Genomic DNA, 13,409 nt, shown 5'->3' with positions numbered 1-13,409 from the left:
TCGCGGGGGGTGTCGCGGACCGCGGCAGCTTGATTCGCCGCCAGTGCGGGGTTCCGCTCGGCGCCTCCCGACGTATGGCGATCCAGCCCCTACCGGGCGCCTGTCAGGTGAAATCGTAGTTTCGCAACGAGACCGGAGCGCAGGATTCGACACGTGGTCGAGGGTCAAGGGAGCGGCGTGAGATGACCTTCCCCGCGCGCTACCTGCAGTATCGCGGCGGAAAGCCGAAGCCCCGGTGGCTGACTGCGCCACCGGGGCTTCGGTGTTCGGATCGGCGGCTAGTTCGCCGGGGCCGGGGTGGTGGTCGGCGTTACCGTGGAGGTCGGGGCTTCGGTAGTCGTTTCGGTGGTGGTCGGCGTGGCGGGAGCGGCGGCCTGGTTCGTGGCCGGTTCCGGAGCTGGCGCTGAGGGAGTGGTCTCGGTGGGTGTCGTCGTCGACGGTGTTGTGGTGGTCGGCTCGGTCGTTGTCGACGGTGTTGTGGTGGTCGGCTCGGTCGTTGTCGACGTCGACGTCGTGGTGGACTCCGTCGTCTTGGACGTGGTGGTCGGCTCGGTCGTGGTCGGCTTGGAGGTGGTGGTCGACGTGGTGGTCTTCGAGGTGGTCTTGGCCGCCGAAGTCGTCGTCGGCGCCTGCCTGGTGCTCGTCGCCGCCTCTCGCGCCGCCGCCAGATCCGCCGGTTCCGGCGCGGACTTGGTGTCCACCGGCTCGCCCGCCTGCGCCTGCTTGGCCAGATGCGTCAGCCAGGCCGCCGCGTACTCGGCCGAGGTCAGCGGCTTGCCGTTCGCCTCGTCGGAGTCACGCCAGTAGTCGAAATGATGTCCGGTCCCGTTCGGGCCGAGGGTGAGCTGGTACGGATCGCTCAGCGCCACCGGAATGGTGTTCTGGTTGGTGATGATCAGGCCGACGATCTCGTTGAAGATCTTCTGCGGCAGGTAGGCCAGCGGCGAGATCTGCTCGGCGGCAATGGTGTCGGCCTGCGAGGGCGGCGGGGTCTCACCGGGCACGTAGTCCGGGTCCGAGACCTTGAGGAGCACGTCGAGGAAGGTCTCGTCGCTGGCCATCCAGTTCGGGTTGGCGGCGATGTCGGAGAAGGCCGTCATCGCGATGCGGCCCAGGGTGAAGGCCATGTCCTGACCGGTCGCCGGGGTCAACCCGTCGCGTTCCAGGTCGTCGACATTGATCTGCCTGCCGACATTGGCCGCCAGCTGCAGCAGCGAGATGTTCTTCGGCGCCGCGCAGGTGAGGTCGCCCTCGGAGCAGAACGACGCGATCTTGCCGTTGAGCGCACCGAAGTCGCCGCCGGTGGTCACGCCCTTGCCCGAGACCGGGGTCCGGCCGTCCTGGTACCTCTGGTCGAAGCCGTCCGGGTTGGCGAAGGGGTCCTCGGCACCGATGAACGGGCCGTCGCCGGCCGCGCGACCCGCGTCGGCGAACATCACCACGCCGAGCACGTCGTCGGGATTCACCACGTCGTAGCCGTCGCCAGGGTCGTCGTTGCCGATCCCCTCGGCCACGCGACGCACCACATCGGCACCCTCGCTGTAGCCGACGATGGAGAACTTGGTATCCGGGCAGGCCGCCGAGATCTCGCGCATCACCTGCTGAGTGTTGGCCACACCCGCGTTGACCGCGTCCTCATAGGTCGACATGTTCGCCGGATAGGCGATGTACACCGCCGCGTACTGGCCGTCGGCCACGCTCGAGGCAGGCGCGTTCACCACCGGATCAACCCACACACTGCTGTGATCCCCCGACAACGCCGCGGGCAGCGGATTCCCATTGGCGTCGAGCAGCATCGCCGTGGTCCCCGCCACCGGGGTGTCGTTGCGCCCCGCCACCGAGATGGTCACCATCTCCCGGCACTCGGTCACCGAGGTGGTGAGCTCGTACTCCGGCGACGGCGCCTGCGACGTCACCGCGAACGACGCCGCGACAATCGCCGCGACACCCAACGCCGCGGGCGCGGCAACAGCCGAAGCGATCCGATGTTTCGCAAGGAACTCACGCAGATTCATGGCAGTTTCCCGTTCGAAGACCTACAGGTGGGCAGGCCCCCCGACGGGCCGCATGTCACGAAGAATGTCGCCCCCACCCCACCGATCGTTACTAGAGCAAACAGGTATCACCGCCCCCAACTCTGGGGGCCATGCCCAGCCGCTATCGCCGGATCGCTCACAGCGGAGCTCGGCCCGGTGCAAGCCCACGCCCCGCGCTGACCTACCGTTGGGCTGGTGCGCGCACATCACATCTACCGCGGACTCGACATCTCCGGAGTGGATCGCTGCCCGCCGATGAGTAAGGCGAACCGGTGCGGGTCGTCATGGCCGAGCGCCGCACCTGAGTACCAGGAGCCGAATGAGTGAAATCGAATCCGTTGCCTTGGACTGGGAGCTGGATGGACGTGGCTGGGCAACGTGCTCCTTTCACGTAGACGATCACGTCGTCAAAGTCTCAGCCTCGTATCTGAGTGATGCACTGAAAAGTCTGCTGGATTCGGCTCGCGATCTCGGATTGGGCTCGTCATCTTCATTTGCTCACTTGTCGCAGGAGCCTGGGTGTACCCGAATATTTCTGTCAGGAGCCGGATTCGGTGGTGCGGATCGTGTCTACCTTCAGGTCGTCCGCTTCGGGGACAGCAGTGGGGATGACATGACGTGGGAAGACGGGCGACTCGTTTGGGCCGGCGTCGTGCTGCTCAGTGCGTACGTGAAGTCGGTGCAACGCGCAGGTCGAGCAGTGCTCGAAACGTGGGGTGATGAGGGCTACCTGGCGCAGTGGGGGATGCCCTTCCCGATGGCGCGGCTCGAGACTCTGGATCAGGTTCTCGAATCAAGGCCGATGTAACCGAGGACTACTTCTGCCTGAGCCGCCACCGGTCCACTCCTTCGACAGGATCGCGCCTCCGCCCATGGCCACCGCGGGGGCACTGAGCACCGCCGCGATCACCATGCCGATACCCGATGTGCGCCCACCGGCATTGACCGACTTCTCGAGACCGTCGAGCACCAGGGCGAAACCTACGTAGGTGGCAATCGCGGCACAGGACAGGACCAGCGCACACATCGCCGTCAACATCGGTACGAATCGGCCCGGCCGCGAAACGGCACCAACGGTATTGGTCAACCTCGCCCCCTTCTTTTGATCAGGCTACGGGCCTGTTCTTGGGCGGGGATCGGTACTTCTACTCATCACGATGCGGCGGTTGAGTACTCAGCCCCTGGCCATGTCCACGAACCGGCTCAGGTGCAGCTGGTGGGCCACGGTGATGGTGGCGGTGGGGCCGTTACGGTGTTTGCCGACGATGAGGTCGGCCTCTCCGCCGCGAGGGTCATCGCGTTCGAAGGCGTCGGGGCGGTGCAGCAGGATGACCATGTCGGCGTCCTGCTCGAGCGAGTTGTGAGCTGAAATGCCTTGTGCGACAAAGTTATGTGTGCCAGGAACAGTCCCGTCGTAGACGTCGTGTTCGCCGAGGCTGGTGATTTCGACGATCTTGTCCCAGAACACGTCGTTGGTGGCCAGCATCTCGATATCGGCATCTTCGAGGACTGTCGCGGCTCGAGCGAGGCGGGAGCGGCTGGGGGAGCACTTCCACATCGAGGTGCCGCAGAAGCGGGAACCCATGGCGGCGGAGAACTCTCGGTGTGTCATCTCTTTGTCAGCCAGCAGTGTGCGGACACGGTTCCAGACTTCGGTGGGAACCGTGTCGACGTTCGTGTTGCGGATCATCGAAGCCAGCTCGACCATTGCTGCCTCAGCTGACTTGCCACGAGCGCCGTGCGCACCGACATCACGCAGGAACGTGGTCTGGTTCTCTCCGCCGTCGATCGTCAGGTGGTAGCAGGGGCGGTAGTCACCCTTGCGCACCGTCTTGATGCGGCCGTGTACGCCGAGACGAAGGAGGAGTTGATTCATGCCGTCGATCAGTCTGCGGCTGGTCGAGGCGTAGTAGACGCGGGCCTGGCGGTTCTTGGCGTCCCAGCGCACCGAGCCATCGGTCGCCCACAGGTGGCGCAAGAACAGCGCCACCTGATCGTTGGGCAGCGCGAAAATCGGCTCCGGAACGAACTTCTCGTAGCTGCGCAGACCGAACAGGCCCAGGGTGTCCAACCAGGCAGCGATCGGGTTCCGTTTGCCGTGGGTGAGCCGGTACGGGGCGGGCTGGCGCAGAGTGGTGACACGCGCGGCCGCGTACTCGTCGCGGACGGCGCTGACGCCGAAGTGCTCGGCGGCTGTGGTGACCGCGGCGAGGTTCTCCTCGTCGATGCTGGCGTAGCGGATCGGCTGCCGCTTCACGCACGATCCATCGCCGATCATGTGCGCGAGCATCACGATCTCGGCTTCGGGCAGACGGGTGGTGTGCGCGGGCTCAGGGACGCGGCGCGGCGTGGCGAGGCGGTCACCGACCGTGAGCTGGTCGAGTGCGATCCAGCCGTCCACGGTCAGGAACGGGTGGTTGCCGGTGGCTTCGACCTCACGGCCCGAGGCCAGGCGCAGCCGGAACACTTCTTTGCGCCCACTCGGGAACACCTTCACCATCGGACGGGCAACCATCCGCATCCGGTCGTCGAGCGACCACACGAGCGGCTGCTCACCACTGGCGAGCAGCTCACCCAGGGTTACCTCGGCGCCGTTGTCGGCGCGCAGGATCCGCGTCGACGCGGGCATGCATCCCGACTCGCGAAGGTCGGAGACCATCGGCCGCTTGTCGGTTCGCTGTTCCGGACCACGGTTCAGCTGCGAGATCGCGATCACCGGAACTTCGAGTTCCTTGGCGAGCAGCTTGAGATGGCGCGAGAACTCCGAGACTTCCTGCTGCCGCGATTCGACCTTCTTGCCGGAGCTCATCAGCTGCAGGTAGTCCACCACGACGAGTTTCAGATCGTGCCGCTGTTTGAGCCGCCGCGCCTTGGCCCGGATCTCCATCATGGTCAGGTTCGGCGAATCGTCGACGAACAGCGGCGCCTCACTGATCTCGCTCATCCGTCGAGCGAGCTTCGTCCAGTCGTCATCACTCATGCGCCCCGAGCGCATGTCCCCGAGCTTGATCTTCGCCTCGGCCGAGAGCAGACGCATCACGATCTCGGTCCGGCTCATCTCGAGCGAGAAGATGACGCTCGCCATGCCGTGCTTGATCGAGCAACTCCGCATGAAGTCCATGCCGAGGGTCGAGTTGTGCGTGGGGACCATCGTGCGGCCCGCCAGGTACAGGTGGTCGGCGTTGTCGACCTCGACGCAGCGCACGGGCACCGGGTCGACCTTGCGGACGTCGACGATCTGCCGGGCTTGCGACCGGGCGGACCTGGGCAGCATGTGTGCGAAATGGTCGCGCGGTGTCCGCAGGCTGTGCGCGATCTCGCCGGTCGTGCGGACCACCGGGTGCGGCGCCAGCGTGGGCGCGAGGGTGGTCCACTGATGTTCTTCGTCGGCGGTGATGACGGTGCCGTCCGAGAGCTCGACCTCATAGCAGGGACGGCCGACCATCACCTCGGTTGCCGCCAGCACGAGCGTGGGTGTGCCGTCGGCCCCGAGCAGTTGATCGCCCACCCGGACTTCGCCCATGGTGGTCCACCCGGTCGATGTCGGCAGGGGAGTGTCGAGCGCGAGTGCCTTACCAACACCAGGTCGCGCGGCGACGATGATCATCTGACCCGCGTGCAACCCATTGGTGAGTTCGTCGAGTTCGGTGAAGCCGGTGGGGACGCCGAGGGAGATGCCGCCGCGGGAGGCGATGGAGTCGATTTCGTCCATGGTGGGCTGGAGGAGTTCTTCCAGCGGGGTGAAGTCCTCGGTGGTGCGGCGCTCGGTGACCTCGTAGATCTCGGCCTGGGCGCGGTCGACGACCTCGGCGACGTCCTGTCCGTCGGCGCCGGCGTAGCCGAACTGGACGATGCGGGTGCCCGCTTCGACGAGGCGGCGCAGGATGGCCTTCTCGGCGACGATCTCGGCGTAGTAGCCGGCGTTGGCGGCGGTCGGGACGGTCTGGGTGAGGGTCACCAGGTAGGGCGGGCCGCCGATGCGCTTGAGTTCGCCGCGGCGGTCGAGGCCGGCGGAGACGGTGACGGGGTCGGCGGGTTCGCCGCGGCCGTACAGGTCGAGGATGGTGTCGTAAATGGCCTGGTGGGCGGGACGGTAGAAATCACCGGGGCGAAGCACCTCGACGACATCGGCGATGGCGTCCTTGCTCAGTAACATGCCGCCGAGGACGGACTGCTCGGCGGCCATGTCGTGCGGTGGCTGGCGGCCGAAGTCCTCGCCGGGGGGTTCAGGCGGGAAGTCGGTTGCCGCGCGGTCACCGGTGGTAGTCACCAGACCGTCCTCTCTGCCCTCGAGACCGGGGGTTTCACATCGATGAACTCGTTGTACTCCCGGGCACCGACACGGATGCCAGCAATCGGTTGCCTGCGTGATTCCCGGGGTCGCGCGCAGGGCAATGCGACGAACCTAGGCGACGTTTCGGGGACGCGCCAACCCCATATGTGCACACAACTGTGGATAACTTGGGGGTAGTTCACCCGCTGTTGTGCAGCTCCTGTGGAAAACGTGGGGAAAACCCAGGTCAGTCCGGTGGAACGCCCTGCTAGACCCCGTTTTACCCAACTCTCGACCTGTGGATGAAAGAAGTTCCGGCGTGTCGGTAAAGGTGAACAGCCGGGCGTGTTGGGTAAACAGCAGTGATGCACGGTATGACTGGTGTCACAATTACACCGGTCGGTTTCCTCGGTCATCCACAGGCGGAATAACCGGAGGTCAGCGAGTTGCCGACCATGGGCCGAAAACCGGTGTCCCAAACGGGAGCAAACCCGGCAATCGGTCAGCTATCGACCGAAAAGCCGGATGAAGGCAGCAGGAAACCACCCCTGCGGTGTACACAGGGGTGGTTTCCCAGCGAGTGGAATCATCGCGGCTGGCGCCGCAGTTCTCCGCCCACCACGCCGAGAACTAGTTCGCCGCAACCTCGAGGTTGAACTTGGCGGCCACATCGGGGTGCAGGTGCACCACGATGCCGTGCTTGCCGGTCGCCTTGATGTGCGACTTCGGCAGCTCGATGCTGCGCTTGTCCACCACGGGGCCACCGGCGGCCTTGATGGCGCCTGCCACGTCGGCGGTGGTGACCGAACCGAACAGCTTGCCGCTGCCGGCGGTCTTCACGGCCAGCGAGACCGACTCCAGGCCCTCGATGGCCTGCTTCAGCTCGTTGGCGTGATCCAGGTCGCGCACCTTGCGGGCGTCCTGGGCGCGACGGATGCCGTCGACCTGCTTCTGGGCGCCACGGGTGGCCACGATGGCCAGACCGCGGGGCAGCAGGAAGTTGCGGCCGTAACCGTCCTTGACCTCGACGAGATCGCCCGGGGCGCCGAGGTTGTCGACATCAGCGGTGAGGATGAGCTTCATCTGTCTGACTCCCTTTCTCAGCGAGCGGTCGACACGTAAGGCAGCAGGGCCACCTCACGCGAGTTCTTGACGGCCACAGCGATGTCACGCTGATGCTGCACGCAGTTGCCGGTGACGCGACGAGCGCGGATCTTGCCGCGATCGCTGACGTACTTACGCAGCAGCGTGGTGTCTTTGTAATCGATATTGACGATTCCGGACTTGGCTTCCTTGCAGAAAGCGCAGGCCTTCTTCTTCAGTACCTTTTCGCGCGCGGGCGCTTTAGGCATGGTTTTCTCTCCGTACTATGAGTGCCGTTCCTCAGAACGGCGGTTCGTCATCCGTGCGGCCGCCGCCCCCGAAGGAGCCGGCCGCGGGCGCGCTACCCCACGGATCGTCGTTGCCGGCGTTGCCGCCGCTCGACCCTCCGCCGCCATTGCTGGCGCTGTAGCCGCCTGCGCTTGCACCTGCACCGGCATTGCCGGAACCGCCACCGAAGCCACCGCCGCCTCCGCCGCCGCGACCGGCCTTGGAGACCTTGGCCGTCGCGTACCGCAGGGAGGGACCGACCTCGTCGACCTCGAGTTCGACGACCGTGCGCTTCTCACCCTCGCGGGTTTCGTAGGAGCGCTGCTTGAGCCGTCCACTCACGATCACGCGAGCACCTCGGGTCAGGCTCTCGGCGACGTTCTCCGCTGCTTCACGCCAGATGTTGCAGCGCAGGAACAGGGCCTCGCCGTCTTTCCATTCGTTCGAATTGCGATCGAACACGCGGGGAGTCGAAGCGACGGTGAAATTCGCCACCGCTGCGCCCGCGGGCGTGAAACGAAGCTCGGGGTCTGCCGTCAAGTTTCCGATGACGGTAATGACCGTGTCGCCTGCCATGGGGGTTCCTCCTGCTCGCCGGTGCTGTCCGCATTCTCGCTGTCGCGCTAGAGCCTAAAGATAGGCACCGACGAAAACGAGAGAATGTTGCAGCGGACTACTTGTCGTTGCGCAGAACCTTGGTGCGCAGCACCGTCTCGTTGAGGCCCAGCTGGCGATCGAGTTCGCTCACGGTGGCCGGGGTCGCGGTCAGTTCGACGATCGCGTAGATGCCTTCGGCCTGCTTGGCGATCTCGTAGGCGAGCCGACGGCGGCCCCAGATGTCGACCTTGTCGACCTTGCCGCCCTCGGTCTTGACGACCGTGAGCAGAGTATCCAGGGACTGCCCGACGATGCGCTCGTCCAGGCTGGGGTCGAGGATGACCATCACTTCATATTGACGCACGGACCAATCACCTCCTGTGGACTAGGAAACGGCCATGGACTTTCCATGGCAGGAGGGTTCGTTGCGTCAGCAACCCGCCAAGGCTACATGAGCGGGGGGTGAGCAGCGAAATCGATCATCGCCACGGGGCACGGACGCCCGATCCCGGAATCGCCGCATACTGTGTTCGGCATGAACACGCCCGACTCGAAGCCGCGCGCGACACGCGGCGCTACCCGGGCCGCGGCGCTGACTTTCCTGGTCGTGCTGCTGTGCGGGCTCACCCTCGCGATGGCTTACGCGAACAAGGCGCGCTGTGCCGGTGGGGCAATCGATACCGACGGTCGCAGCCTGGTGTTCGACGAGCGCAAGGATTCGGAGGTCTGCTACTCCGATATCCAATTCCTGTGGCTGGGGCGCGACATCGACAATCACGTCTTCCCCTATGTGGACGGCGGTATCACCGAAGACGGCGCGCTGACCGGCGGCGCGGTGGAGTATCCGGTGCTCAGCGGCGTGCTGATGTGGGCGGGGGCGATCGGGGTGAGCAACGACGCCGATTTCCTCTGGCACTCGGCGCTGCTGCTCACGCCGTTCGCGCTGCTGACCGCGTGGATGCTGGCCAGGCTCGCCGGTCCGGCGGCCCTGCTGTGGGCGATCGGCCCGCCGCTGGTGCTCTACGCCTTCCACAACTGGGAACTGCCGGTGGTGTGCACGGCGGTGGCCGCGATCTACGTGATGACCGCGTTGACCGGGGTGTCCGTGCGCACCCGGGGGATCATCGCCGCGGTGCTGCTCGCGCTCGGGTTCTGTCTCAAGATCTATCCGGGCATCTTCGTGCTGCCGCTCGCGATGTACGTGCTCACCGAGGGTGCGCCGCGCGACGGACGACGGCTGCGCGATCTCGACGTGGTGGGCGCGGCGCAGACCCTGCTGGCCGCGATGGGCACGGTGGTCGCGGTGAATCTGCCGTTCGCGGTGGCCGGGTTGGCGGGGTGGCGGGCCTCGATCACCTTCCAGCAGATGCGTCAGGCCGACATCACCACCAATTCGATCTGGTACTGGGGCCACCAGCTGATCTTCGGCCGCGCGGTCGGGGCCACCGACACCTGGCACGACCTGGTGTCGGTGGCCTCACCGGCGCTGATCTTCGCCTCGTTCGTCGTGGCCATGTGGCTCGGCTGGCAGCGTTGGACGACCTCGGCGGCCTTCCCGTGGGTGGGCGTCAGCGCGGCCATGCTGTGCGGATTCCTGCTTTTCCACAAGGTCCACTCGCCCCAGTACACCCTGTGGATAATTCCGTTCCTGGTGCTGCTCCAGGTGCCGTGGTCGATGGTCGCGGCCTATCTGGTGGCCGACGCCGCGGTGGGGATCGGGGTGTTCCGGTACTTCTATTCGATGGGCACCGGCGAGGGCGTCGAGCTGATGGAAGGGGTCGTCCAGTTCGGCGTGTGGTTGCGCTCGGCGCTGCTGATCGCGCTGTTCTTCGTCTTCCTGCGGGCTCGGCTGCGCGGTGCGCTCCGGTTCGAAGCGCTGTCGGCATCGGGTAGGGAACGACAACTCCAGCCGGTCGCCTGACAAACGACAGCGGCGGCGAATCCCGATCGGGACTCGCCGCCGCGGTGGCGTGGTCGGTCGGCTCAGCTGACCGGAGCCGTTTGCTTCTCCTCCGCCCCGTCGGACTCGGCCCGACGATTGCGCAGGATGCTCGAGATGAGCGCCGCGCCGATGAAGGCCACACCGACGAGGCCGGTGATGATCTCGTTGACGTGCACGCCGATCGAGACCAGCAGGATCGTGGCCAGCGCGCCGATCGCCCAGTGCGCGCCGTGCTCGAGGTAGACGTAATCGGAGAGCGTGCCCTGACGCACCAGGTACACCGTGATCGACCGGACGAAGATCGCGCCGATCAGGCCGAGGCCCAGCGCGATGATGATCGGGTCGGAGGTGATGGCGAACGCGCCGATGACCCCGTCGAAGGAGAACGACGCGTCGAGGACCTCGAGGTAGAGGAACAGGAAGAACCCGGCCTTACCGGTCGCTTTCGCCAGCTCGGAGGGGCCGCCGCCGGTGTTCTCCAGGTCCTCGGTGTGGAACATCGAACCCAGACCGTCGACGGCGATGTAGACGATCATGCCGAGCAGACCGGCGACCAGCACGGTGGCGCGATCCTCGGAGTCGGCGAGGAACTCCGCGGTGAGCACCAGGGCGCCACCGCCGACCACGACGGCGAGCATGTCGAGCTTGCCCGCCTTGGCCAGCGGCTTCTCCAACCAGCTGAGCCAGGTGATCTCACGTTCTTCGAGGATGAAGTTCAGGAACAGCAGTGCCAGGAACATGCCACCGAAGGCAGCGATCTGCGGGTGGGCGTCGGTGAGCAGGGTCTCGTAGCTCGGGCTGCCGTCGGGGAAGGTGGCCGCGTCGTTCGCCGGTGGGTTGAGGGCGAGGTCGAAGGCCTGCACGGGGTTGAGCCCGGCGGTGACCCACACGATCGCCAGCGGGAACACCAGGCGCATGCCGAAGACGGCGATGACGATGCCGATGGTCAGGAAGATCCGCTGCCAGAATTCGCTCATCCGGCGCAGCACGGTGGCGTTGATGACAGCGTTGTCGAACGAGAGCGACACCTCGAGAATGCCGAGGATCGCGCAGAGGAACAGCGCGGTCAGACCGCCGTAGAGGTAGGCCACGACCAACGAGAACACCGTGATGGCGATGGACAGGCCGAAGATGCGCGTAATCACGCGGAGGGACCTTTCTGTGTCACACGAACAGGGGGCCCGGAATGTCGAGCCCCCTGTTCATGATGGTGACTAGACGTTGACGCCGTAGTCGCGGGCGATACCGGCCAGACCGGAGGCGTAGCCCTGCCCGATGGCACGGAACTTCCATTCGGCACCGTTGCGGTACAGCTCGCCGAAGACCATAGCCGTCTCGGTCGAGGCGTCCTCGGTGAGGTCGTAGCGGGCGAGCTCGTTGCCGTTGGCCCGGTCGACAACGCGGATGTAGGCGTTGCGCACCTGGCCGAACGACTGGCTGCGGGACTCCGCGTCGTAGATCGAGACCGGGAAGAAGATGCTCTCGATGGTCGGCGGGGTGTTGGCCAGGTCGACGTTGATGACCTCGTCGTCGCCGTCACCTTCACCGGTGAGGTTGTCGCCGGTGTGCTCGATGGCGCCTTCCGGGGACTTCAGGTTGTTGAAGAATACGAAGTGCTTGTCGGAGACGACCTTCTTGTCGCCGCCGGTGGCGATCGCGCTCGCGTCGAGGTCGAAGTCGGTGCCGGTGGTCGTGCGGACGTCCCAGCCGAGGCCGACCGCGACCGCGGTCAGGTTCGGGGCCTCTTTGGTCAGCGAAACGTTGCCGCCCTTGGACAGACTGACACCCATGCGGGAATCCCTTCGGTTGGTCCGGTGTGTCGTTTCCCGGCATGTCCGAATCGCCGGGTACGGCTACGACAGTAATAGGTTTCGCCGAACTTGCGTAGGAACGAGCTGCAGCCCTGGTGAACGGGGGGAATCTCCTACCATCGACGAGGAGTGCGCACCGCGGACTGTTCCGCGGTTCGGGAAGGGGACGTGCCGGTGACACCTCGCAGACGCGGATGGTTCAGATCGGGGCCTGATCATGAGTGGATCAGCGGAGCGCGGGCCGCGACCTCGGCCGCCTTCCTCGATATGGATCGCAGGCAGTCGGCGGCGGAGGCGGGTGTGGTGGCCAGTGATCAGGTCTTCCCCGATCGCCGGGTCGGCGCGGCGTGGGAGCCGGTGCGGGCGCGCTGCTACGCGGCGGCGGGCGCCTATCTGAGTCTCACCGAGGAGCTCGACACCGCCGAGGCGACCGGGACGCCGATCCCGCACGGTCCGGCCAGGGCCGACGCCGTGGTCCGGCAGCTGCACGAGGCCGCGCGCGGGGTCGACGAGTTCTATCACGCCAACAGCGCCGGGCTGGCGGAGGCGGCGAGCGTGCGGGCGACGGTGCCGCAGTTGCTCGCGCGGGTGCGGGCCGATGCCGAGGGTGTCCTGGCGAAGGCGGCGGGCTCGGAGTTCGCGGCGTATCCGTCGGTCTCCGGTGGTGTAAGGCGGCTGAACGAGGCTCTGATCACAGCGTCCGCGGTCGATCCACTGGCAGCCGTCGCGAGCGCGCGCGAGGCCGCCGCGCAGGTGCAGCAGGCGACGGCGGATCTGTCGGATGCTTTGGCGCAGGCCCCTTCTCGCGTGACCGCCGCCACGAACGCGATCGCCTCGGTGACGACCCGGTTGGCCGCGGTGCGCAATCGCGCCGCCGCGCTCGGGCCCGCCTACTCGGCGCTGCTGCGGGAGTTCAGTGCTGCGAGTTCGGCGGATCTGACCAACAATGAGCGGGAAAGCCAGCGCGGCATCGACGCCGCCGACGCCGAGTTGGTCGGAGCCCGCGTCGCGGCTGCCGATCGTGACCCGGAGACCGCCCTTGACTTGACCGCCGCCGCACGCCAGCACCTCGCCGAGGCCGAGCAGTTGGTCGACGCTGTCACCCGACGGCTCGAACTGCTCCGCGGGGTGCGCGCCGATCCCGAAGCGCAGGCCCGCACCGTACGATTCCGGCTGCGGGACGCGCAGATGCTCGCGGTCGACCGAGGACTGGTCGCCGAATGGGGTTCGGTGCTCGATGCGCAAGCCGAACGCCTCGAACGGATCACTTCGGGACTGAAGGGTCGTCATCCAGACTATTGGGCATATGTGTCCGAACTGGGTACCGTCGCGGAGTTCATCGCCGGAGTGGTCGACCGCATGAGAAAACACGAGTAGAG

The 13,409-nt window shown here is 66.2% G+C and carries 12 protein-coding genes; 3 read left to right on the top strand and 9 right to left on the bottom strand.

The window, feature by feature from the left end; genetic code table 11:
• Positions 1 to 278: 278 nt before the first annotated feature.
• Complete coding sequence (locus tag BOX37_RS32565; RefSeq protein ID WP_071930956.1) at positions 279 to 2,015, bottom strand: cutinase family protein; 1,737 nt, start codon at positions 2,013 to 2,015, stop codon at positions 279 to 281.
• A 340-nt stretch (positions 2,016 to 2,355) separates the two neighbouring features.
• Here BOX37_RS32565 and BOX37_RS34565 point away from each other — a divergent pair, with 340 nt between their 5' ends.
• On the top strand, positions 2,356 to 2,844 hold the full coding sequence (locus tag BOX37_RS34565) for a hypothetical protein (RefSeq protein WP_156910674.1): 489 nt from the start codon (positions 2,356 to 2,358) through the stop codon (positions 2,842 to 2,844).
• On the opposite strand, the gene BOX37_RS32555 is transcribed toward BOX37_RS34565, so the two are convergent.
• The 6 genes from BOX37_RS32555 to rpsF all read right to left on the bottom strand — a co-directional run bounded on the left by BOX37_RS32555 (position 2,830) and on the right by rpsF (position 8,641).
• Positions 2,830 to 3,063 carry a hypothetical protein gene (locus BOX37_RS32555; protein ID WP_071930954.1) on the bottom strand — a complete coding sequence of 78 codons (234 nt, stop codon included), beginning with the start codon at positions 3,061 to 3,063 and terminating at the stop codon, positions 2,830 to 2,832. The genes BOX37_RS34565 and BOX37_RS32555 overlap by 15 nt on opposite strands.
• A gap of 147 nt (positions 3,064 to 3,210) precedes the next feature.
• On the bottom strand, positions 3,211 to 6,306 hold the full coding sequence (locus BOX37_RS32550) for a replicative DNA helicase (protein ID WP_206045742.1): 3,096 nt from the start codon (positions 6,304 to 6,306) through the stop codon (positions 3,211 to 3,213).
• A 633-nt stretch (positions 6,307 to 6,939) separates the two neighbouring features.
• Positions 6,940 to 7,392, bottom strand: coding sequence for a 50S ribosomal protein L9 (gene rplI / locus BOX37_RS32545; protein ID WP_071930952.1), 453 nt, complete (start codon positions 7,390 to 7,392; stop codon positions 6,940 to 6,942).
• Positions 7,393 to 7,409: 17 nt separating this feature from the next.
• Positions 7,410 to 7,661, bottom strand: coding sequence for a 30S ribosomal protein S18 (gene rpsR, locus BOX37_RS32540; RefSeq protein WP_056823934.1), 252 nt, complete (start codon positions 7,659 to 7,661; stop codon positions 7,410 to 7,412).
• 31 nt (positions 7,662 to 7,692) lie between these two features.
• Entirely contained in the window at positions 7,693 to 8,256 is a 564-nt protein-coding gene (locus BOX37_RS32535) for a single-stranded DNA-binding protein (RefSeq protein WP_071930951.1), read from the bottom strand.
• A 97-nt stretch (positions 8,257 to 8,353) separates the two neighbouring features.
• A complete protein-coding gene (gene rpsF / locus BOX37_RS32530; RefSeq protein WP_071930950.1) occupies positions 8,354 to 8,641 on the bottom strand; it encodes a 30S ribosomal protein S6 in 288 nt (95 codons plus the stop codon).
• Between the two features lie 171 nt (positions 8,642 to 8,812).
• Here rpsF and BOX37_RS32525 point away from each other — a divergent pair, with 171 nt between their 5' ends.
• Positions 8,813 to 10,198: a glycosyltransferase family 87 protein gene (locus tag BOX37_RS32525; RefSeq protein ID WP_071932078.1), complete on the top strand. Its 1,386-nt coding sequence runs from the start codon at positions 8,813 to 8,815 to the stop codon at positions 10,196 to 10,198.
• 62 nt (positions 10,199 to 10,260) lie between these two features.
• On the opposite strand, the gene BOX37_RS32520 is transcribed toward BOX37_RS32525, so the two are convergent.
• Together BOX37_RS32520 and BOX37_RS32515 are read right to left on the bottom strand one after the other, a co-directional pair.
• Positions 10,261 to 11,364: a DUF475 domain-containing protein gene (locus BOX37_RS32520; protein WP_071930949.1), complete on the bottom strand. Its 1,104-nt coding sequence runs from the start codon at positions 11,362 to 11,364 to the stop codon at positions 10,261 to 10,263.
• A 69-nt stretch (positions 11,365 to 11,433) separates the two neighbouring features.
• On the bottom strand, positions 11,434 to 12,009 hold the full coding sequence (locus BOX37_RS32515) for a TerD family protein (protein ID WP_071930948.1): 576 nt from the start codon (positions 12,007 to 12,009) through the stop codon (positions 11,434 to 11,436).
• Positions 12,010 to 12,204: 195 nt separating this feature from the next.
• Here BOX37_RS32515 and BOX37_RS32510 point away from each other — a divergent pair, with 195 nt between their 5' ends.
• Positions 12,205 to 13,407 carry a hypothetical protein gene (locus tag BOX37_RS32510; RefSeq protein ID WP_240505138.1) on the top strand — a complete coding sequence of 401 codons (1,203 nt, stop codon included), beginning with the start codon at positions 12,205 to 12,207 and terminating at the stop codon, positions 13,405 to 13,407.
• The last annotated feature ends 2 nt before the right edge of the window (positions 13,408 to 13,409 follow it).

It is taken from the genome of Nocardia mangyaensis (assembly GCF_001886715.1).
Taxonomy (GTDB): domain Bacteria; phylum Actinomycetota; class Actinomycetes; order Mycobacteriales; family Mycobacteriaceae; genus Nocardia; species Nocardia mangyaensis.
The sequence above is the reverse complement of the archived record's forward strand: the minus strand, read 5'-3'. Positions and strand labels throughout refer to the sequence as shown.